The organism is Vibrio mexicanus (assembly GCF_001012815.1).
Lineage (GTDB): Bacteria > Pseudomonadota > Gammaproteobacteria > Enterobacterales > Vibrionaceae > Vibrio > Vibrio mexicanus.
Window position 1 is genome coordinate 35,725 of sequence record NZ_JYJP01000003.1, and the last position, 19,389, is coordinate 55,113.

A 19,389-nucleotide genomic window follows, 5' to 3' on the forward strand; every position below is an offset into this window, starting at 1 on the left:
CGCGAATTAAGTTAGCTGGACTGCTCTGGTAAATGGTACGAGGATGTAAAATGGCTCGAGGAATTTTGAGCACACTAATGCTAGTGACGACAATGTTGGTAGGCTGTACGTCTACGCCAACAACTTCGATAGACCCAAATGATGAAACCGCTGTGCTGCTTGATGAAAGGCGTTGGCGAGAGCCTGATGACTTGACGCAAGATTACATCAAGTTGGCTTCTGAATCTCTGCTCCCTGTTCAGCCGGCTGAAGTGAAGGTTATTGGTACCAGTACAGAAAATGCAGTACAAAGTCTGGCGACCAAAATCTATTTGATCGAGAATGCTAAACACACCATTGATCTTACCTATTACATTTTTGCTGATGATCTTGCTGGAAACGCCATTCTTGGAGCACTTTGCGGCGCAGTAAAGCGCGGCGTTGATGTTCGTATGATGGTCGATAGTTTGGGTTCGTACAGCCTAAATAAAACCAACCTAAAAGGGTTAATGCAATGTGAATCTGAAGCGGGTTACGTGATTGATGAACAGGGCAATCAAACAGCGCATAAAGCACGTGTTCAAGCCGTTGTGTTCAATGCACTGACCGACTCTGATTCCCGCGTTAATAATCGCTCACACGACAAACTGTTGATTGTTGATGGCGCTTTCGCTGACTCTGCCTACGTGGTGACTGGCGGGCGGAATGTTTCATTGAGTTATTATGGTTTGCAAGACGATGGCGAGCTTAATCGCAGCGCATTCAAGGATATTGAAATAGTCGTGAAGCCGTTGGCAAGCGCGACCAAAGAAACGTCGCCAAGCCAGCTTTCGGAATACTACTTCTCGGTATTGTTTACCAAGCCGGGCAACAAGAAACTCTCGACGTGGTTTGCTTACAGTCGCACAGAAAATTTCATTGAGTCTCAACTTGAAGCACTTAAAGCGAATCCTATTTTCGCCCAGTCTTATGCAGACATGCCAACTTACCTTGAGCAAGATTTCTACTTAACCGATACCAAACTGGCTCATGAGCTCGATAATCTTAATGCGACAGATGTCGTTGAGCGCTATAGCTCAAACAAGAAACAAAATGCCAACTCTATTAGTGCCATCTTAGCCAAAGGCGCGATTGTGAGTGAAGACCTCATGGTGATGAAAGTCGTGTCGCCTTATCTTTTCCTGCAGTCGGAGCTACTAAAAGATGAAGGGTTAATCGAGCGAGATCTGAATGTCGCAAAGGCTTGGCTAGATAAACACCCAGATCGAAGAATTGAAGTTATCACCAACTCGGTGCTGACGAGTGATAACTTCTTCACGCAAGCGGTTATCGATATGCACACTGTACCGACCATGCTCATGGATAAAGAAATGCGCGAGGTTTGGTTAGACAGCGATTTAGACTTGAACGAAAACAATCCGGATTTTATTAACTCGGAAGCTTGGCAAAATCTTGTGGATCATCCGAGAGTGCATTTCTATCAGCTAGGTAAAGTTGATTCTGTATTGCTAGGTGGTAACAAGCACTACGGCAAGTTGCATGCTAAGTTTCTTATCTTTGATCAATCGGCGTTTGTAGGAACCACGAATTTAGATTTCCGCTCGCTGCTGTACAACAACGAGGTCGGTTTCTTCTTAAAAGGTGAGGAACTAGTAGCAGATTTGAACGAGGAATTTGAGCTTCTTAAGTCTTACTCAACGCGTTGGGGGTCAGAAGATTGGCTACGAATGCGTGCAGAGCTACGAGAAGTTGGTGGCACCAAAGGTACCACTACAGATAACCAGCGAATTATCTATAGTTTGCTTGAGTCCACAGGACTTAAATACCAGTTCTAACGGATGTACACACTCTCTCTAGTCGCAGGCCAAGCATCATGAGCTTGGCCTTTTTCTGTTTTGAGGCGTCGATTTACATAAATGACTTATCTTTGCGGCGGCACCAACTCATAAGCGAACTGAATTGAAGCCATAAAAAAGCCGCCTATCAGTTAGGCGGCAAATACGGGGGATATATCATTATTTTTATGTTGTGGAGAGTAAGTCGGCGTTAAGCTAGGCTTGGAAAAGTCTTGTAGCGCACGCCCATCATTTGTTCCATACAGTGCACCACTTGGCAGCTATACCCAAATTCATTGTCATACCAAATGTACAGTACACAGCGGTTATCTTGTGCAATAGTAGCCGTTCCATCAACGACTCCTGCATGGCGAGAACCAACCAGATCACTCGATACAATCTCCGTAGATTCGGTGTAATCAATTTGTGCAGCAAGTGGAGAACTTAAAGACATATCGCGAAGGTACGCGTTGAGCTCGTCTTTATCGGTACCGTGTCCGAGGTTAAGGTTTGCAACGGCCATCGAAACGTTTGGCGTAGGCACGCGAATCGCGTTACCCGTTAGCTTGCCAGTAAGCTCAGGCAATGCTTTTGATACTGCTTTTGCCGCTCCCGTTGAGGTAAGTACCATATTCAAAGATGCACTGCGTCCACGGCGATCGCCAGAATGGAAGTTATCGATTAGGTTTTGATCATTGGTGAATGAGTGGACAGTTTCAATGTGGCCTGACTCAATGCCAAATTTATCGTTAACCGCTTTCAAAACAGGCGTAATTGCATTCGTTGTGCAGCTTGCGGCAGAGATAATTGTATCTTCTGGTTGAATGACCGCTTCATTAACACCAAATACCACATTCTTGATGTCTCCCTTGCCAGGGGCGGTAAGAAGAACTTTTTCTGCGCCTGGGCAAGCCACGTGTTGGCCTAAGCCTTCGCTGTCGCGCCAAACACCTGTGTTATCAACGACCAATGCGTTATTGATGCTGTAAGCGGTGTAGTCGACATCTTCAGGCTTGTTGGCGTAAATGATTTGAATGTAGTTACCGTTAACGATAAGGGCTTTACGCTCTTCGTCGACAGTGATACTGCCGTTAAATTGTCCATGTACCGAGTCGCGGCGCAAAAGGCTAGCGCGCTTGGCCAAATCACCCTGTTTTCCACCACGCACGACGATTGCGCGCAGACGAAGCGGATAACCTGAACCACTTTTCTCAACAAGTAAGCGAGTCAGCAGTCGGCCAATACGACCAAATCCGTACAGTACAACGTCTCTTGGCTCGGTTACGCTTTTGCCATCCATTGCTCCTATTAGCGCTGTATGGAGAAAATCTTTAAGGCCGTGAGTGTCGTCGTGGCGTTTCCAAAACATGTCCGCCAACTGACCCACATCGATGCGACATGGAGACAGCGGCATGGCCTGCAAACATTGAACGATTGGCAGTGTCTGTTCGAGCTTTAAAGCTTCGCCACGGTGGCGGCGAGCGGTTTTGTGCGTCTTAATAATATCGATGGTATCGGCATTGACGAGTGTTTTACCGAATAAAATAACTTCGACGCCTTTTTCGCGATATAGCTGACCTAAAAGAGGGGAGATAGTTTCTGCGTGGGTTTGGCTGGTTTGCCAATCTAACAAGTGCTTATCTGGACTCATTACTAACTTTGGACCTTTCACGTAGTGGGGGAAATGTGATTTGTTGACCAGTGTAGGGAGTGGCACAACGCTCACGTTAATTGTTGTTATATTTTATGTGGCAGGATTGTAATGGCTGATATCTTATTCTGCTAGAAAAAATAATTGCGGTTATTTATTTGGATTTTTAGTAAAAGTTGGTGCTTAACACTAGGCTGAGGTCGACTTTTGGCATATTGACAAATGAAATGAAGCGGGCTTTATTTTCATCTCGAAATACTTACATCACATATCAAGTTGTAAAAGATGTGCCACAAACTTCGGTAACATGATCTAAATCTTTAATAACACAGAATAAGTAACTAATAACAAGGTCTGATGCTTCAAAATTCAACTAAGCGGTTCAGTCGAGAGGGAATGACTCATTACGGGGTGATGCAAAAACTAAAATTGGGATGTCATCACAACTTAATATGAACTTATGCGAATATTGTCTAATATAAATATGACAGATATATGTAAATTGGCGGAGCATCGATTTATGGCTAGGCTTTCGATAAAGCAACGTTTAGTGATCTTGTGTCTTGTGCCGCTTCTGGCAATTGTTGGATTTAGCACCTTCTACGCTTTAGAGATGCACCACCGCTTGAGTGCGCTTGACACGTTGCAAAATAAAGTAACAGCTGAACAAGACATCGCATCCATGATTGAGCAGCTCTACAATATCTCTTCTTTAACGGTGAAAGCCGAGTCTATTGATGACGCTCTAACTGACTTTAAACAGGACATTCTAACTTTCTCTTCAAAAATTGAGCTGGAATCGATTAGCCACCATCACGGTGATGGTTTAAATCAAAGTTTAATGATGAACCTTGCAAATCTCATGAAAGCTGTCGATTCGCTAGGTGTTGGCCAAAGTGTTCAAAGCATGATGTTTGAGCTTAATCGTGCCAATGACATTCTTCTGCAGATCACGAGCGATCTTCATCAAATAGAAAGCCATACCGCTAGCGTAAAAGTTCATCGTCTTGAATTGATGTTAAAAGATCTGCATTGGCTCTACTTCTGGATGAAAAGAGAAGCCATGCTCGCTCGTGAAATGCAAGTGATGGCAATCAGTTATGATGACTACTTAGTTGACTATTTCAGACTCACCGAGCGGCAGAATATATATCTCGATAAGCTGGCCATGAGTGCTATTGACAGTGACCTAGAAGGTGTAGTCAATCTATTTGAGAGTCGAGATTTCCTTCGCCTTGCTTTCACAGAAGCGCGTGCGTTGGCCGAACAGGCCACTCCGGCGCAGCTTGATCAATATGTTCAGCAACTTGAGCAGAGAAATAGTTATACCCAAGAGCAGTTTAAGGTTTTCTCAGACTTATTGAGTGAAGAGCTAAATGCTGCAATGCGTCATGATAGAATCACGATCATTGTCTTAACTATCGCACTCGTTTTGTTGCTGACGTTCTGTGTTCTGTGGGGGATGAGCGCATTTGTACGGATCAACAACAAACTTCAAGCAACCCTGAATGCGATAAGAAATCTTCGCTCAGAAGATTCATCAGAAAAAGTTACTGTTGATGGTAGCGATGAGTTTACGGATTTTGCCACTGAGCTGAACATGGTGATTTCGAAACAAAGACACCACTCTTCAGCATTGAAGGAGGCGAAGGATTTAGCAGAGGCGGCGAATCGAGCCAAGAGTTCATTTCTCGCTAACATGTCTCATGAAATCCGTACGCCTTTAAATGGCATCATCGGCATGACAGAGATCTTGGGTGATAGCCACCTGAATACCAGTCAAAAAGAGATCTTAAAGGACATCGATACCTCTTCACACGTGTTACTCGTGTTAATCAATGACATTCTTGATTTGTCAAAAATTGAATCGGGCAATATCGTGCTAGCTGAAAAAGATACGGACATTAGCCAAGTTTGTTACGACTGCGTCAACATGGTTCTGCCCAAAGCCCTAAAGCAGCATACCGAAGTGATGCTCTCGCTCGACAAGTCTTTGCCTACCATGTTGCTGCTTGATGAGTTGCGTGTGAAGCAGATCCTAATGAATTTGCTGACCAATGCGATAAAGTTTACCAAGAATGGCTTTGTGACCTTGGATGTGAAGTACGATTACGATCTGGTACAGGGCGGATTAATGATTCAAATTGTCGACTCTGGTATCGGCATCGAAAAAGATAAGCAAGAGGTAATATTCCAACCTTTCCATCAAGCGGAAGCTGGGATAACACGCCAATACGGAGGAACGGGTTTAGGGCTAACCATCTGTCGGGAGCTGGTCGAGTTGATGGACGGGAGTATTAGTGTCGAATCTAGCAAGGGAATGGGCAGTTGTTTTAGCGTGACCTTGCCTTTGACTCAATCACCGATTCAACCTAATTACCCAAGTATTTCATCAGACATTGTATTGGTGACAAACGGGTCATCCTACACTGAGCATATCGTTGCTGAGTGTAAGCGACTGAACATCGATATTACGCCTTACCCTAAGGTGGAACATGTCATCGACAATCATGAGAAGTGCAATGTTGTACTCTATTGTCAGTCAGAATCGAGCAGTACCCGAAAAGACATTGCTCAGCTGCGTGCTCGTTACACGCATGTTGAAGTTATTGCCTTACAGCATCATCTCATGCAAACCCCAGACAAAGCGCCGTTGGTGACCGCAATGGCGACTTTACCGATTCTAGGGGCGAAGTTTAGGCAGCAACTCGAGACTATTATTGGTCGATCTTCTTCAGACAGCGCAATGACCAGTTTGAGTTTCCTTAATGGCGCAGATACTCGCGGTAGCCAAATCTTGGTGGTGGAAGATAATTTAATGAACCAAAAGATAGCAGGCTTTTTCCTAGACAAAGCTGGGCTTAGCTATACTATCGCCAGTAACGGAGAAGAGGCGCTGAACTTGATAGTTGGCGGTGCTCAATACAGTGCGGTGCTAATGGACTGCATGATGCCAGTGATGGATGGCTTAACCGCGACGAAAAAGATCAGAGAGTGGGAAAAAGAGCAGGGCAATGAGCATCGACTACCGATTGTTGCGTTAACGGCAAGTGTTCTGGAAGATGAAATCAATAGCTGTATTGAAGCCGGAATGGATTCTTACTTGTTAAAACCTTACAAGTCGAAACAGCTATTTGAGAAATTGCAGGAGTTCAATATTGCCAGTTAATGACTTGCGATTGAACAACCCTGCTTAATTTCAATATTAGCCAAAAGTTGCTCAATTGGAACGCACTGAATCGTTGTTCGGTAGTTCACTCAATGGCAGCCAGCTGACTTTGACTCCCGCTTGCATAAACATGTCTTGGCTCACTTGGATCTTATCGCCCCAGCGAGAAAGAAAATCTTCCGATTGCTCAGGACAGTGAACTGCCGAGATCCCAGTTTGGATAATCTTCGCCGCGCAGTTTGGACAAGGAAAATGGGTTACCCAAATCTCACATCCATCTAGGTCTCTTTTTGCAAATAAGATAGCGTTTTCTTCCGCATGCAAAGTCTTGAGGTACTTCATATCGCGGTCATCAGTATTTGCACTGTCGGAAATACCGTGCGGGTAGCCATTAAATCCGACTGACACAATGCGGTTGTTTTTGGTGATTACAGCACCAACTTGGGTTGAAGGATCTTTACTCCAAGAACCGACAAGCTCTGCCATTTGGTAAAAGCGTTGCGCCCATTTAGAAATCATGTGGTATTCCTTTGCTGTCATAGGGGGTGAACCGATATCCGTATCATACATTAACTAGTCTGTGCTCCAAGACCAAACTGTGACTTTATAACAATACAAATGCATTTTCCGTATGAAAAATCGTCAAAGTCGCCTTTAAGTGCGATAACAGCACGAACCTCAACTTTGTAGAATGACGACCATTGCTCGTTACTTTGTGCGATATCTCTTACAAATGCGTAAGATGATCGTCGGTTTTTGTCTGAGCTAGTGCCCTTGATTTATATTAACTGACTGTTTTATATAGATTATGTTGTTTTGGTTAAGACTTGAGCATGCGTTTTTTTGAAATATCGAGTTGAGGTCTTTCTGAGAAAGCGTAATCTTAAGGGTGTCAGCAGGATGCAGACACGGAACAGGAAAGTCCCAAGGAACGGTCATCTTCAGGACGAAGATTCGATTATTCAGGATGAATAATTGGCAAGGAAAGCGAAGGACATTAGCTGGACGCATAGTAACTAGGATGGTTGCGCTACGGAAGGTTGATGGATGTTAATGGATTTAACGCTATAAACATCAGGATGATGGCAAGGACACCGCTTACGGATTAAGCGAAGTGAGTTAACTAGGATGTTAACGAGCAGGATTGCTATTGGACACCGCTAGGATGGCGATGATACGGAAAGTGCTGAAGGATTCAGCGTACTATCAAGGAATAGATGCAGGGAGCACCATTAGTAGCCGGATTGCTGCGAGTAAGAATAGACCCCTCTAGGCGAAAGCTTAGAGGGGTTTTCTTTTGTCTATAGTTTGTCTTTAGCTCCGTAACTGTTTGCTCCGTGACTTTTTGCTTGGCGATCTTTGTTCGTGAATTTCAGATACAAAAAAGGGAGCCATGCTCCCTTTTTGCTTTCTCATTGAAAGGCTTGCCAAATGGTCTCGCCGAGCACGCGTGATTAGCGCTTGAAAGTCACCGTTTCTTTCTCTTCAAGTACGATGTTAGTGACTGCAGGCTGTGTTTCTGCAATCACTTGACCATGTCGCACGGAGTAACGAACAGGCACTTGGCGACGAACCGCATCAAAGCCGTTCTCAGCAGGCAAGATCAGTAGGCTACCTGGTTTATCGACTTCAATCCCATGTTTGTCTTGGATGTGCAGAGTGCGTGCAGAGTTCGTGCTGATCAAATTCAAAGAGTTATTGATTTGGTCATAACCCATCACTTGGCACACATGCAGTCCCATGTGCAAAACTTGCAGCATGTTTGCAGTACCTAACGGGTACCATGGATCAAACACGTCGTCGTGACCGAAACACACATTGATATTCGCAGCCAGCATCTCTTTCACTCGTGTCACGCCACGGCGTTTAGGGTAGTCGTCGAATCGGCCTTGCAAGTGGATGTTAACTAATGGATTTGCCACAAAGTTAATGCCAGACATCTTCAACAAGCGGAACAAACGTGAAGCGTAAGCACCATTGTAGGAACCCATAGCGGTTGTGTGACTTGCCGTAACCTTTTCGCCCATTTCGTATTTATGCGCGAGTGCCGCCAGTGTTTCAACAAAACGTGACTGTTCATCATCGATTTCATCACAGTGAACGTCAATTAGGCGATCGTATTTGCGTGCCAGCTCGAACACATAGTGCAGCGACTCAACCCCATATTCGCGAGTGAACTCAAAGTGGGGAATGGCACCAATAACATCGGCACCAAGCTTAACCGCTTCTTCAAGCAATTCTTTGCCGTTAGGGTAAGAAAGAATGCCTTCTTGCGGAAAAGCTACGATCTGGATATCAACCCACTGTTTCATCTCTTCACGCACTTCAATCATTGCTTTCAGAGCAACAAGTGTCGGGTCAGACACATCAACGTGAGTACGGACGTGTTGGATACCGTTAGCGATTTGCCACTTTAGCGTTTGCTTGGCTCGTTGTTTAACGTCTTCAATCGACAGTGTCTCTTTACGCTCTGCCCAACGTTCAATACCTTCAAACAGAGTTCCGGAGATATTCCAGCTTGGCTCACCTGCGGTCTGAGTAGTATCCAAATGGATGTGAGGTTCACAGAAAGGGGCGATGGCAATGCCGCCTTCTGCATCAACGACCTTGCCGTCGAACTCAAGGTTTTCGTCGTTACTGACGATTTTAGTGAACTTGCCGTTTTCGATCAGGATCTGTTTTAGATCCGAACCTTGACCTAACTTAGCGTTCTTGATGAGAAGCGTTGTCATTATGGTTTCCTAAGCTTCCTGCGCAATGGCAGTTTTCTTGTTCAAAATAGGATTAAGTACAGCGTAGCAAATTGCGCCGCCCAGCACTGCGTTTAGCGGAACAATACCTGGAATGAACTTACCTGCCGCTACACCAATTGCAACCGCGATAATACCTGCCCAGTTTACTTCTTTGAACTGAGCATTAGTAAAGTCATGGTAGCGTTTACGATTTAAGATGAAATCAGCAATGATGACCCCGCCAATTGGCGGAATTGCGGTTGATAGGAAAGTCAGCCAGCCAACAAAGTTGTTGTACAACCAAAGTGCGAAGAGGGTACCAACTAAACCATTAATAATGGACATTGTTGTGCTTGAGCGGCCTGTAATGTTCGAAAAGCCGAGACCTGAAGCGTAGAGTGCGTTCTCGTTCGTTGTCCAAATGTTCAGACCCAACACAATAATGGCTGGAATCAAGAGACCTTGAGCGATCATCACATCAGAGATATCGCTTGACCTGTCGCAGCTGCGCCTGCCGCGCCAAAAATGAACATCAGTGAGTTACCGATAAAGAAGGCAATCATGGTAATAAGAACCGCTCCGGCAGGTTTCTTACCAAAACGGACGAAGTCAGCCGTTAGGGTACCGGCACTTACAAACGAACCCACCACCATGCTAGTGCCACTGAAAAATCCATTGGCGTTTCAGGTTGAATCAGTTTCAGCTCGGCTAGGCCACCTACGCTGTCTACAGCCGTCATTACGGAATAGCTGCCTAGTACCGCGATAGCTGGCACGGCGATAGCAGAAAGTACCATTAGCGCTTTAATACCGAAGTAGACAGTACCTGTCATGAGTAGGCCAGAAATAATAATTAGGGTATTGGTGTCGATACCCGTTGCGCGCTGCACAGGGATAGCAAACATTGCCACACCTACACCAAACCAACCCACTTGAGTGCCACCTAGAAGAGCGGAAGGAAGCCAAGAGCCTTTGGTACCAAAAGAGAAACGCGCGAGAAGGTGAGTAGAGAGGCCAGTTGAAGCGCCGATGTAACCTAGGAAAGAAGTGTAGATACCGAGAATGAGGTTACCAATAAGAACAGCAAGGAAGAAGTCGTTGAAAGAGAGTCCGGTTCCCAATGAACCACCGGTCCACATACTGGCCGAGAAAAACGTTAATCCAAGCATCACCATAGTAAGCGATGCGACCCCTTTCCTAGCCGATTTTGGTACCGGTCCGAGACTGTAGTTGTTATCAGCAGCCATTGTTCTCTCCGCAGCAAGTTACAAGAAAATTTGCCGTATTTCAGGCAAACGGGCGGTATTATGGGGATAAAAATAACGGCGTCAATGATAGATTTGTTAGCTAAACGTTTGGCTGAAACTTTGGTCAGTTAATTGATATTTAAATCATCATGTTAGGAAAATAAAAAATATTAAATTAGTTAAAAGAATGAACTTTAATGGAATGTTATCTTGTAAGGATGATGTTGCGTAACTGATAGATGTAAGTAAAAACAGATAAAGTGGGCAAAGCGTGGCAAGTCATATCGCCCGCCACGCTTTAGACATGAAATGATTACTTACTTGATCGCCGTACAGAAACTGACGTCAGAGACACCTGTTTGCTGATCATAGCTATGATAAAGCTCAAAGCACGGTCTTGAATCCATCTCAATCCCGTTTTCGACCACTTCACCAATCAACGCATCCCAAGCCGTTTTGTATTGAGACGGGTCAGTAATTGTTTGTCTTAGTACCGCGTATTTTCCGCCGTCAAAAGCAATGAGCTCAACACCGTTATTGGTGTCTACTTTCTCTGGGATCAGAAGGCCAATATCGGTTCGGCACTTTTCATTCGGGGTGATTTCTGGATTGTCGTGATACACAAAAATACTGGTGCTATCCGCCAAGCCATTCGGGCCTGCCCATCCATAAAGTTTTTCAATGGCCGGCTGATAATTTTCGCCATAAGGTCCGGTTACACGAATATAAGCAAACTGGCTTGCGTTAAACTCTTGAATTTCCATCATCTGTCTCCTTTGTTTGGGTTCGGAGCTAGAATAGTGCGGTAGAGACTCAAACTCGTGTCCATTCTTGCGCAGCGTGTGTCCAATCTTGCTATTTCGCAGCAGAGCGACAAATTCTTCTAGGCGCTGACATTTTCGCACCTGGCTGGGTGTTAATCCAAAGTATTGTTTAAACGCTTTGGCAAAACTTTGTGAGCTGGAGAAACCGAAATCGAGCGCCACTTCAGTAACAGGGGGCTTTTGATAGAAAAGATCATTTGCGGCTGATTCAAGTTTTAAGCGCTTCAAATATTCATTGAGCCTTTCACCCGTAACGGCTTTAAATATGCGGTGGAAGTGATAGGGAGAGAGGCAAGCGATCTTGGCGACCTGTTCGAGATTCAGATCTTTATGATAGCTCTGTTCTAAATAGCGAATAACCGGCGTTAAGCGTTGTAGATAATCCGTTTTCATTTCTTTTCTCTCGTTAGTAACGCTGAGGACATCCTTCTTGTTGAGGGGCAATGATACGCAAAACGACAGGAATAAAAAAAGCCAACCGCGAAAAGTCTGCGATTGGCTATATATATGTGAACAATTCGGTTCACTAACAACGTCAGTTGGCTAGGTGACCCTCGGCTTAATAAGGGTCAATATGTACCTTGCAGCATACGTGCCAAGTTTTACATCAATAAAAACGACGGTTTTTGTTGGTTTTGTGGCAAAACTTGGCGAATAGGTACTAGTTTTATATAAATCAGTTGCATTTTGGGATTTGCAAAATGCAATTAATCCGAATGTGCATTTAATTGTTTATGTCTTAGTGATGGTTTTATTTAACTCAGAACAGGGCGTCGAGTTATTTTTCGCCACGGCAAACTTAATAAGATAAAAACACCTATGGCATAAAACATCGACCAGCCAAGGCAAAGAAAGACCAGAATACAGAGAATCAAAGACACTATCGCGAGGTTTCGCTCAAATCCTCTCAACAGTTGGCAAGCCGCTAGCATTGCTAATAAATAGACAAAGACAAACACACTGTTTGCTAGCTTTAAGAAGAATTCCAAATCCAGCCCTGCAAGCTCGCCAATGATGCTGGAAATGAGGAGTACACCACCAACAATTAGCGTGGCGTTAGCTGGAACACCACGCTCACTGACTTTGGCAACGATACCGTCGGGGCGATACTGCCGTGCTTGTGCCCAAACCATGCGAGAAAGGCTCTGCGTATAAAGGTTAATGCTCGCGAAACAGGCAGCGAATCCGAGGACGCTGATAAGTAAACCGAACTTCTCACCAAACAGCTGCTGACTTAGCCAAGGAATAGAGGCGGTTTCAAAGTAAGCCGAACCGTAAGCCCCATGTTTTAGGATCACGACAGAGCACGCCCAGTATGTTGCACCCCCTATAAAGCAGCCGATAATGATGGCGAGTGGGAAATCGCGCTCAGGGTTTTTAAACTCTTCTCCCATATGTGCAAATGCTTCAATTCCTACAAAACACCAAAACATCACTGCGAGCGCAGAGGCAATCGGCCAAACGGCATCAGGAGTAAGGGCGGGCATGATGATGTCTGCGGTTGATACTTCTCCTTGATAGAGAAGAGCAATAACTAGCGCGAATATCGAAAGAGCAATAAGAGTTTGCAAACGCCCTGATGACTTAGTCCCTAATAAGTTAACGATAATAAGCAGTACGACCGTAATAATTTGGGCGATGAGTGGGGTGGCGATAGCAGAAGGTAACAGAGGCTGTAGAAAGCCGGCTGCGAGGGCGACAGCCGCGGGTACGCCAACCGGAATCACACTGACAAACAACCAGGCGACACTATTCGCTAGCCTTTGATTGAAGGCCTGCTGGACAAAGTAAGCCGTACCACCTGCGTTAGGAAAACGCTTACCGAGTTTGGCGAAGGTGAGGGCAATAGGCAGATAGCAATGAACAATATAAACCAAGCCCAAAGCGTGAGTTGCTGGGCAATACCTGCGGCAAGGGCGGGGATCATGAATAAGCCTGTTCCGAGCAGTGTTGTAGATAGCTGCCCGATACCCGATACCAATGTGATCTCTTTGCGTAATTCTGCCATTCACTCCTCCTTGAGTTGAACCATTGAGAATACGGATAAATCGTTAAAAAGCGAGGTGAATTTGTATCTTTATCGAGATAAGCTTCGGTTTCATGGTTTAACAACTCGGGTTTCATGGCTTGGCAATTTGTGTCACATTAAGTCAATTCGCAAGTGACTGCAGGTTTTGATTATGACGTTTACCGTTTGGCTCTCTTTGTTCACCATTTGTCTATTAGGGGCGATGTCTCCCGGCCCAAGTTTAGCCATTGTGGCAAAACATAGTTTAGCGGGCGGTCGATTAAACGGGTTAGCCACAGCGTGGGCTCATGCGTTCGGTATTGGGATTTATGCTTTCATCACTCTGATCGGTTTAGCGGTTTTGCTGCAGCAGTCTCCAATCCTGTTCAAGGCCATTAGTTATTGCGGTGCTGGTTATCTCGCTTACTTAGGATTCAACGCACTGAAATCCAAAGGTGGCGTAGCCGCCAAACTTGAATCAGGTGAGCGCGTCTCTGTTTGGCAATCGGCGAGGGAAGGTTTTTTAATATCTTTGCTGAGCCCAAAAATTGCGTTGTTCTTCATCGCCTTGTTTAGCCAGTTTGTTTCTGTGGGTGAGGCTTGGTCCGCTAAAGTTGTTATTGTTGCAACCCCTCTGATTGTCGATGGCCTTTGGTATACCTTGATCACTTTCTTGCTATCAAGTCCGCTACTGATCGAAAAGATACGCTCAAAGGCGCAGCTAATCGATCGTTTATCTGGGGTTGTATTGATTTTACTGGCTGTGCGAGTATTCATAACGGTATAACAGACCTAAAAACAAGAACCTTTAAGAGAATATTATGATTAAGCTTGCGGTAGTGGGGACTAATTGGATCACCAAACAATTTGTCGATGCGGCGCTCGAGACAGGTCGTTTCGTATTAAGCGCGGTGTACTCGCGCAGAGAAGAGAGCGCAAAAGCGTTTGCAGCTCAGTTTGAAAATAGTGAACAAGTCACTCTGTTCAGTGACTTGGATGAGCTGGGAAAGAGTGATAAAGCGCAAGCGGTTTATGTCGCTAGCCCAAATAGCTTTCATGCGCCTCAAGCCATGTCGTTGCTTCGCGCAGGTAAAAACGTGATTTGTGAAAAGCCGCTAGCGTCGAATTACGCACTTGCTCAGCAGATGTATCAAGTAGCTCAAGAGTCGGGCGCCGTGCTATTTGAAGCATTTATGTCACCTCATACTCCAAACTTCAAGAAACTAAAGGAAGAGCTCAATAACATTGGTGCTCTGAGACAAGCAAGTATTAGCTACTGTCAGCGCTCGTCCCGTTACGATCGTTTTCTGGCTGGTGAGAATCCAAATACGTTCAATCCAGAATTCTCAAACGGTTCGATTATGGATATTGGCTACTACTGCTTAGGTTCAGCGGTAGAGCTGTTCGGACGACCAACCGGTGTTCAAGCGCAGGCGAACTTGCTGAGTTCTGGGGTTGATGGAAATGGTACGGTGTCACTCCAGTACCCAGACTTTAACGTCGTGCTGCTTCACTCTAAAACCAGCGACTCTTATGTTCCTTCAGAGTTTCAAGGCGAACAAGCCGCGTTGCAAATGACCATGATTTCTATTGGTGAAAAGCTTGAGCGAGTGACACGCGGTCAACCAAACCAAGATCTTTCTTTGCCTCAACATGCAAACCCAATGTATTACGAAGCGCTAGAATTCGCAGAACAAGTAGAATCGAACACGATCAATGAAGAGTGCAAGGCTCGCTCACTAGTAGTTGCAGAGCTCCTGACAGAAATTCGCTCGCAAACAGGCGTGGTATTCCCAGCAGATAAATCAGAAAGTTTGTAATACTTTGGTATAAACTACGCATAGGTTGAGAAGTATTCCTGCGAGAAACAAGAGAGATAATCATGCAAGCAGAAGTAAAGTGGATAGAGGATTTTAAGTTCCTAGGACATTCACAGTCAGGCCACTCAGTTGTGATGGATGGAAATGGTGGTGCAACGGCACCGAGCCCAATGGAAATGGTGCTGATGGCCGCTGGTGGTTGTAGTTCCGTTGATGTGGTCGATGGGCTAAAAGAAGCAGGACAAAACGTCTCGGAATGTGTTGCCAAATTGACGACCGAACGTCGTGAGACTGCGCCAAGAATTTTTACTAAAGTGAATATTCATTTTGAAGTGTCAGGCACAGCTCTAGAGCCTGAAGTCGTTGCAAAAGTGGCGGCAGACTCCTTAGAGAAATACTGTTCAGTGTGCTTGATGCTCGGTGAGGGAATTGAAATGACTCACAGTTGGGAAATAGTGTAGATCACGCACTCCGTATTGAAAAACGCAAAAGGCTGAGTCAACTTAGCCTTTTTTATTGTTGGTTGTAAGACTGTTTGATTACCATTCGATGTAAATGGATGTTCCGGAAGGGACGAGATTTAAAAACTCATCCATTTCCTCATTAGTAAGTGCGATACAGCCATCTGTCCAGTCGAAGCTTTGAGTAAAGCTTGGGCTTCTTTTTTCACCATTCTTTTGTCCATGGATTTTGATATTCCCACCGGGCTTTTCTCCGCGAGACTGTGCCTTGAATCGGTCAACCTCATTTGGGTAATTGATGTGCATTGAGCGGTGAAAACTCGATTCCTCGATAACGAAGTCAAGCATGTACCAACCTTCAGGTGTTCTAAAGTCCCCTTCGCGCTGCTTGTGGCCTTTTGGTTGTTTGCCCAACGCAACCTTGTACTCCTTAATCATGTCGAAACCGCTAAACAGATACATCGCCCTTTTAGACTTATCAACCACAACCAAATCAATCTCAGGCTGTGCGTGAGAGAAAGTGGGTAATGAAAACCAAAGTAATAGGGCTAGAAGTCGGGTCATTTTACATTTTTGCAACATGCATGATCTTTAAGTAATTTTAGTGTTTTTAGTCCTAAATCGCCACTTGGGCTTAATTGTCTCAAAAATAAGACTTTTGTTATTTTTCGCGAAAGAAGCCTGCAAGATGGTGCAATTTATGGAAAAGAGATCATAAAAATGCGCCTTATATCGACTATGTGAAATATAGTTGTCACAATCTGCGAGCCACTTAACGCAGTCTATTTGAAGCGTTTGATTGCATATGCCGGATTAACTTATTTTTAACCTAAAATAGGCTCATTAAATCGGGTTCGCGCATATGCTTCCAAGAGAAAGACTGAAGGAAATAATGTCCACTAGAAGCCATTCTAGTTTGGTGAAATCGCTGTTTAATTTTCTTGATGAAATTGTCGAACCCAGAGCCTGCTTGATTTTCCGTGAGCCGACTGAAAAGAGCGATGCGCAGGCTTTGTATCAAACTGATGCAGCCACTAAAATTTCACACTACCCTTCTACCTTTTGGGCTTGGGTCGCTCAATTTGATACTTCTGATAACCTGCTTCCTCTCTTCATGCGACTTGCCAATGGGATTATATTGCGCTGATGGGCGGTGAATCCTATGTGTTTATGTTGGACAATCACCCAGAGTGTCGAACCTATTTGATGATCGAAGCGGTCAACGAAAGTAAATATCAAAGCGCGGCAGAGAATAGTATGTTCGATATTCTTCAGCTGTTTGCGTCGCGTTGGCAATGTGTCCGAGCTGAAACTGATGCCGCTCGAGAGTACAAAAACCGTGATATCAAAGAAGCCAAATATCTTGATGCCATCAAGCAGCGCGAGCAATTCATCGACAACATGAAGCTCGTACAACAACTGGCTGTTGAGATGTCAAACCTTGCAAGCTTGGATGAGTTGCACAGATTCGCAGTGGAATCGATTCGTGAAAAGCTGGGATTTGACCGCGCAATATTGCTACTGCTAGATATGAAAAAACGATGTTTCAGCGGGACTTACGGAACCAATGAAGAGGGTGATACGGTCAGTGAGCACCACACTCAATATGACCTCCATCAGCTAGAAGAAGATTACATCAACGCCCTTTTTGAGGGAGAGCAAAGCTTAGTTATTGTTGATGACGCGCCCTTATACAGTGCGGGTAAAGTCGTAGGTCAAGGCTGGAATGGTATGCTCATCTTACGCGATGGAGACGAGATTATCGGTTGGGTAGCCCTCGATAATTATATCAACCGCCTATCCATTACGAGTTATCAAAAGCAAATGTTAGAGTCGTTTGGGTCTCTGCTTGCTCAAATTTATATTCGCAAACGCCAAGAGCAGAACGTCCGCATGTTACATGCGAGTATGGTGGAGTTATCACGTTGTATGACGATCCACGATGTATGTCGTTCTGCTGTTGCTTACTCAATCAAGCGTCTAGGCATCGATCGATTGGCGGTGTTTCTTACTGATCCTGAATGTACCTATATGCAAGGTACGTGGGGAACTGACATCCATGGCAATGTAGTTGATGAGTCCTACTATCGCTCTGAGACCCAAGACCGCTCGATTGTAAACATGGCGCGTGCCCACCCGAATGAGGTGGTATTTGAAGAGTCAGTCCCAATCTACCACGACTTCAACATTGTAGGTTTTGGTTGGACAGCGATGACGATGCTCACCAACAACAGCGGGGAGCCAATTGCTTTCATCGCAGCCGATAATTTGATTAAGCGCACTCCACTTACCTCCCAACTTCGAGAAATGATTCGAATGTTCGCCTCGAACCTGACGGAAGTGATGCAAAAAACCAGTGCGCAAGAAGCGGTTCATCAATTGAACGAGAACCTTGAGAAAGAGGTTAAGAGTCGCACAAGAGAGCTTCAGCAAGCGAATGAAAAACTCGACTTGATGTCCAAAATGGATCCATTAACTCGACTTGGTAATCGTCGAATGTTGGAGCACCTACTTGAAGATTTATGCTGTAAACATGGCGGAGATGTGGTCGAGTACGGCGTCATCTTAGTCGATATCGATCACTTTGGTTTGTTTAACAATGATTATGGCCATCTCGAAGGAGATATTGCCTTGATGCGGGTTGGTAATATTCTTAAGCATCATGCGGAGATTGGCGATGAAACTTTCTGTCGCATTGGTGGCGAAGAATTTGTATTGCTCGTCACCAACAAAACAGAGCAGCAAATTGCGACATTGGCAGAGTGCATTCGCGATTGTATTGAAACAGAAAAGATCCCGCACAAAAGTAATACGGCGAGCGAGTATCTCACCGTTTCAATTGGTTACCATGTCATGCCATTTGAGCAGAACAACTTCAATTTTAACACCGTTTATGACAGCGCAGACAAAGCTTTGTATCTTGCCAAAGACCAAGGCCGCAACTTAGTGCGTGGTGTGACGGATGACTTAATAATCGATGCGTCTAAGAAAGTCACACGAAGCAGTGCTCGTGCAACAAGCCATTAAAGCGTCGATTGTTTTCAAGCCAGGCTGGGTTTAAATCGGACTATTGGGGTAGTGGATGATGTTGTGAAATACCGCATTTTCATCCCCGATATTTCGGTATCCGTGTAACTGGTGGGCGTTAAATCGAACCGCTTGGCCAGCTTCCAAATCATGCCATTTCCCATCGAAAAGAACCGACATCTTTCCTGAAATACACAGAATATGCTCAGTCACTCCTTTGCTATGCGCTTCTGACTGGTGTTCATAGTCAGGAGTGAGCGTGAGCTCGTACACTTCGAACCCAAGTGACACTTCAAATGGAAAGACTAAACTAACCAAAAAGCCTGGATTGTAATTCTCATGCCGGATCTCATTGGCGTCTCTGAACAAGCTAGACAGATCTTGCTTGGGCTCTAGCGAGATCAAGCTCGATAAGGACACTCCGAATCCGGTGGCGATTTGCCAAAGTTTGGCAACGGTAGGGCTAGATTCGCCACGCTCAATCTGACCGAGCATGGCCTTACTGACTCCTGTCTCCTTCGAGGTTTTATCTAAACTCCACCCCCGATCCGACCGTAAGTCTTTTAAGTTTTTACCAACAGTAATTTCTTCACTCATAACAACTCTTTCAAAAAACGGTTGTGCGTTATAGCGCACA

The 19,389-nt window shown here is 45.0% G+C and carries 11 protein-coding genes and 3 pseudogenes; 6 read left to right on the forward strand and 8 right to left on the reverse strand.

The window, feature by feature from the left end; all coding sequences use genetic code 11:
- The first annotated feature begins 50 nt into the window (after positions 1–50).
- Positions 51–1,814 (forward strand): phospholipase D-like domain-containing protein, encoded by a 1,764-nt coding sequence (locus UA76_RS00995; RefSeq protein ID WP_047042238.1) that lies wholly within the window; start codon positions 51–53, stop codon positions 1,812–1,814.
- Between the two features lie 211 nt (positions 1,815–2,025).
- Here the strand turns inward: UA76_RS00995 and UA76_RS01000 are convergent, their stop codons facing one another.
- On the reverse strand, positions 2,026–3,465 hold the full coding sequence (locus UA76_RS01000) for a glyceraldehyde-3-phosphate dehydrogenase (protein ID WP_047042239.1): 1,440 nt from the start codon (positions 3,463–3,465) through the stop codon (positions 2,026–2,028).
- Positions 3,466–3,985: 520 nt separating this feature from the next.
- On the opposite strand from UA76_RS01000, the gene UA76_RS01005 reads away from it, so the two are divergent.
- On the forward strand, positions 3,986–6,634 hold the full coding sequence (locus UA76_RS01005; protein ID WP_047042241.1) for an ATP-binding protein: 2,649 nt from the start codon (positions 3,986–3,988) through the stop codon (positions 6,632–6,634).
- A 51-nt stretch (positions 6,635–6,685) separates the two neighbouring features.
- On the opposite strand, the gene UA76_RS01010 is transcribed toward UA76_RS01005, so the two are convergent.
- From UA76_RS01010 to yjeH, 5 genes and pseudogenes are all read right to left on the reverse strand, one after another.
- On the reverse strand, positions 6,686–7,153 hold the full coding sequence (locus tag UA76_RS01010) for a dCMP deaminase family protein (protein WP_047042243.1): 468 nt from the start codon (positions 7,151–7,153) through the stop codon (positions 6,686–6,688).
- A 935-nt stretch (positions 7,154–8,088) separates the two neighbouring features.
- Complete coding sequence (locus UA76_RS01015) at positions 8,089–9,366, reverse strand: cytosine deaminase (RefSeq protein WP_047042245.1); 1,278 nt, start codon at positions 9,364–9,366, stop codon at positions 8,089–8,091.
- Positions 9,367–9,375: 9 nt separating this feature from the next.
- Positions 9,376–10,612: pseudogene (codB, locus tag UA76_RS01020) on the reverse strand (cytosine permease).
- A gap of 317 nt (positions 10,613–10,929) precedes the next feature.
- Complete coding sequence (locus UA76_RS01025; RefSeq protein ID WP_047042246.1) at positions 10,930–11,829, reverse strand: AraC family transcriptional regulator; 900 nt, start codon at positions 11,827–11,829, stop codon at positions 10,930–10,932.
- 362 nt (positions 11,830–12,191) lie between these two features.
- Positions 12,192–13,444 (reverse strand): annotated as a pseudogene (gene yjeH, locus UA76_RS01030) (L-methionine/branched-chain amino acid transporter).
- Positions 13,445–13,616: 172 nt separating this feature from the next.
- Between yjeH and UA76_RS01035 the strand changes: the two are divergent.
- From UA76_RS01035 to UA76_RS01045, 3 genes are all read left to right on the forward strand, one after another.
- Positions 13,617–14,231, forward strand: coding sequence for a LysE family translocator (locus UA76_RS01035; protein ID WP_047042248.1), 615 nt, complete (start codon positions 13,617–13,619; stop codon positions 14,229–14,231).
- A gap of 34 nt (positions 14,232–14,265) precedes the next feature.
- On the forward strand, positions 14,266–15,264 hold the full coding sequence (locus UA76_RS01040) for a Gfo/Idh/MocA family protein (RefSeq protein ID WP_047042250.1): 999 nt from the start codon (positions 14,266–14,268) through the stop codon (positions 15,262–15,264).
- 62 nt (positions 15,265–15,326) lie between these two features.
- Positions 15,327–15,725: an OsmC family protein gene (locus UA76_RS01045; RefSeq protein WP_047042252.1), complete on the forward strand. Its 399-nt coding sequence runs from the start codon at positions 15,327–15,329 to the stop codon at positions 15,723–15,725.
- A gap of 78 nt (positions 15,726–15,803) precedes the next feature.
- On the opposite strand, the gene UA76_RS01050 is transcribed toward UA76_RS01045, so the two are convergent.
- Positions 15,804–16,289, reverse strand: coding sequence for a L,D-transpeptidase family protein (locus tag UA76_RS01050; protein WP_047042308.1), 486 nt, complete (start codon positions 16,287–16,289; stop codon positions 15,804–15,806).
- A 298-nt stretch (positions 16,290–16,587) separates the two neighbouring features.
- Here UA76_RS01050 and UA76_RS01055 point away from each other — a divergent pair.
- Positions 16,588–18,752: pseudogene (locus tag UA76_RS01055) on the forward strand (sensor domain-containing diguanylate cyclase).
- 30 nt (positions 18,753–18,782) lie between these two features.
- On the opposite strand, the gene UA76_RS01060 reads toward UA76_RS01055, so the two are convergent.
- Positions 18,783–19,349 (reverse strand): helix-turn-helix domain-containing protein, encoded by a 567-nt coding sequence (locus UA76_RS01060; RefSeq protein ID WP_047042254.1) that lies wholly within the window; start codon positions 19,347–19,349, stop codon positions 18,783–18,785.
- Between the last annotated feature and the right edge of the window lie 40 nt (positions 19,350–19,389).

Bases quoted from the DNA above. Each gene is read 5' to 3' on its own strand.
- UA76_RS00995 (WP_047042238.1), top strand. From the start codon at position 51: ATGGCTCGAGGAATTTTGAGCACACTAATGCTAGTGACGACAATGTTG.
- UA76_RS01000 (WP_047042239.1), bottom strand. From the start codon at position 3,465: ATGAGTCCAGATAAGCACTTGTTAGATTGGCAAACCAGCCAAACCCAC.
- UA76_RS01005 (WP_047042241.1), top strand. From the start codon at position 3,986: ATGGCTAGGCTTTCGATAAAGCAACGTTTAGTGATCTTGTGTCTTGTG.
- UA76_RS01010 (WP_047042243.1), bottom strand. From the start codon at position 7,153: ATGATTTCTAAATGGGCGCAACGCTTTTACCAAATGGCAGAGCTTGTC.
- UA76_RS01015 (WP_047042245.1), bottom strand. From the start codon at position 9,366: ATGACAACGCTTCTCATCAAGAACGCTAAGTTAGGTCAAGGTTCGGAT.
- UA76_RS01025 (WP_047042246.1), bottom strand. From the start codon at position 11,829: ATGAAAACGGATTATCTACAACGCTTAACGCCGGTTATTCGCTATTTA.
- UA76_RS01035 (WP_047042248.1), top strand. From the start codon at position 13,617: ATGACGTTTACCGTTTGGCTCTCTTTGTTCACCATTTGTCTATTAGGG.
- UA76_RS01040 (WP_047042250.1), top strand. From the start codon at position 14,266: ATGATTAAGCTTGCGGTAGTGGGGACTAATTGGATCACCAAACAATTT.
- UA76_RS01045 (WP_047042252.1), top strand. From the start codon at position 15,327: ATGCAAGCAGAAGTAAAGTGGATAGAGGATTTTAAGTTCCTAGGACAT.
- UA76_RS01050 (WP_047042308.1), bottom strand. From the start codon at position 16,289: ATGACCCGACTTCTAGCCCTATTACTTTGGTTTTCATTACCCACTTTC.
- UA76_RS01060 (WP_047042254.1), bottom strand. From the start codon at position 19,349: ATGAGTGAAGAAATTACTGTTGGTAAAAACTTAAAAGACTTACGGTCG.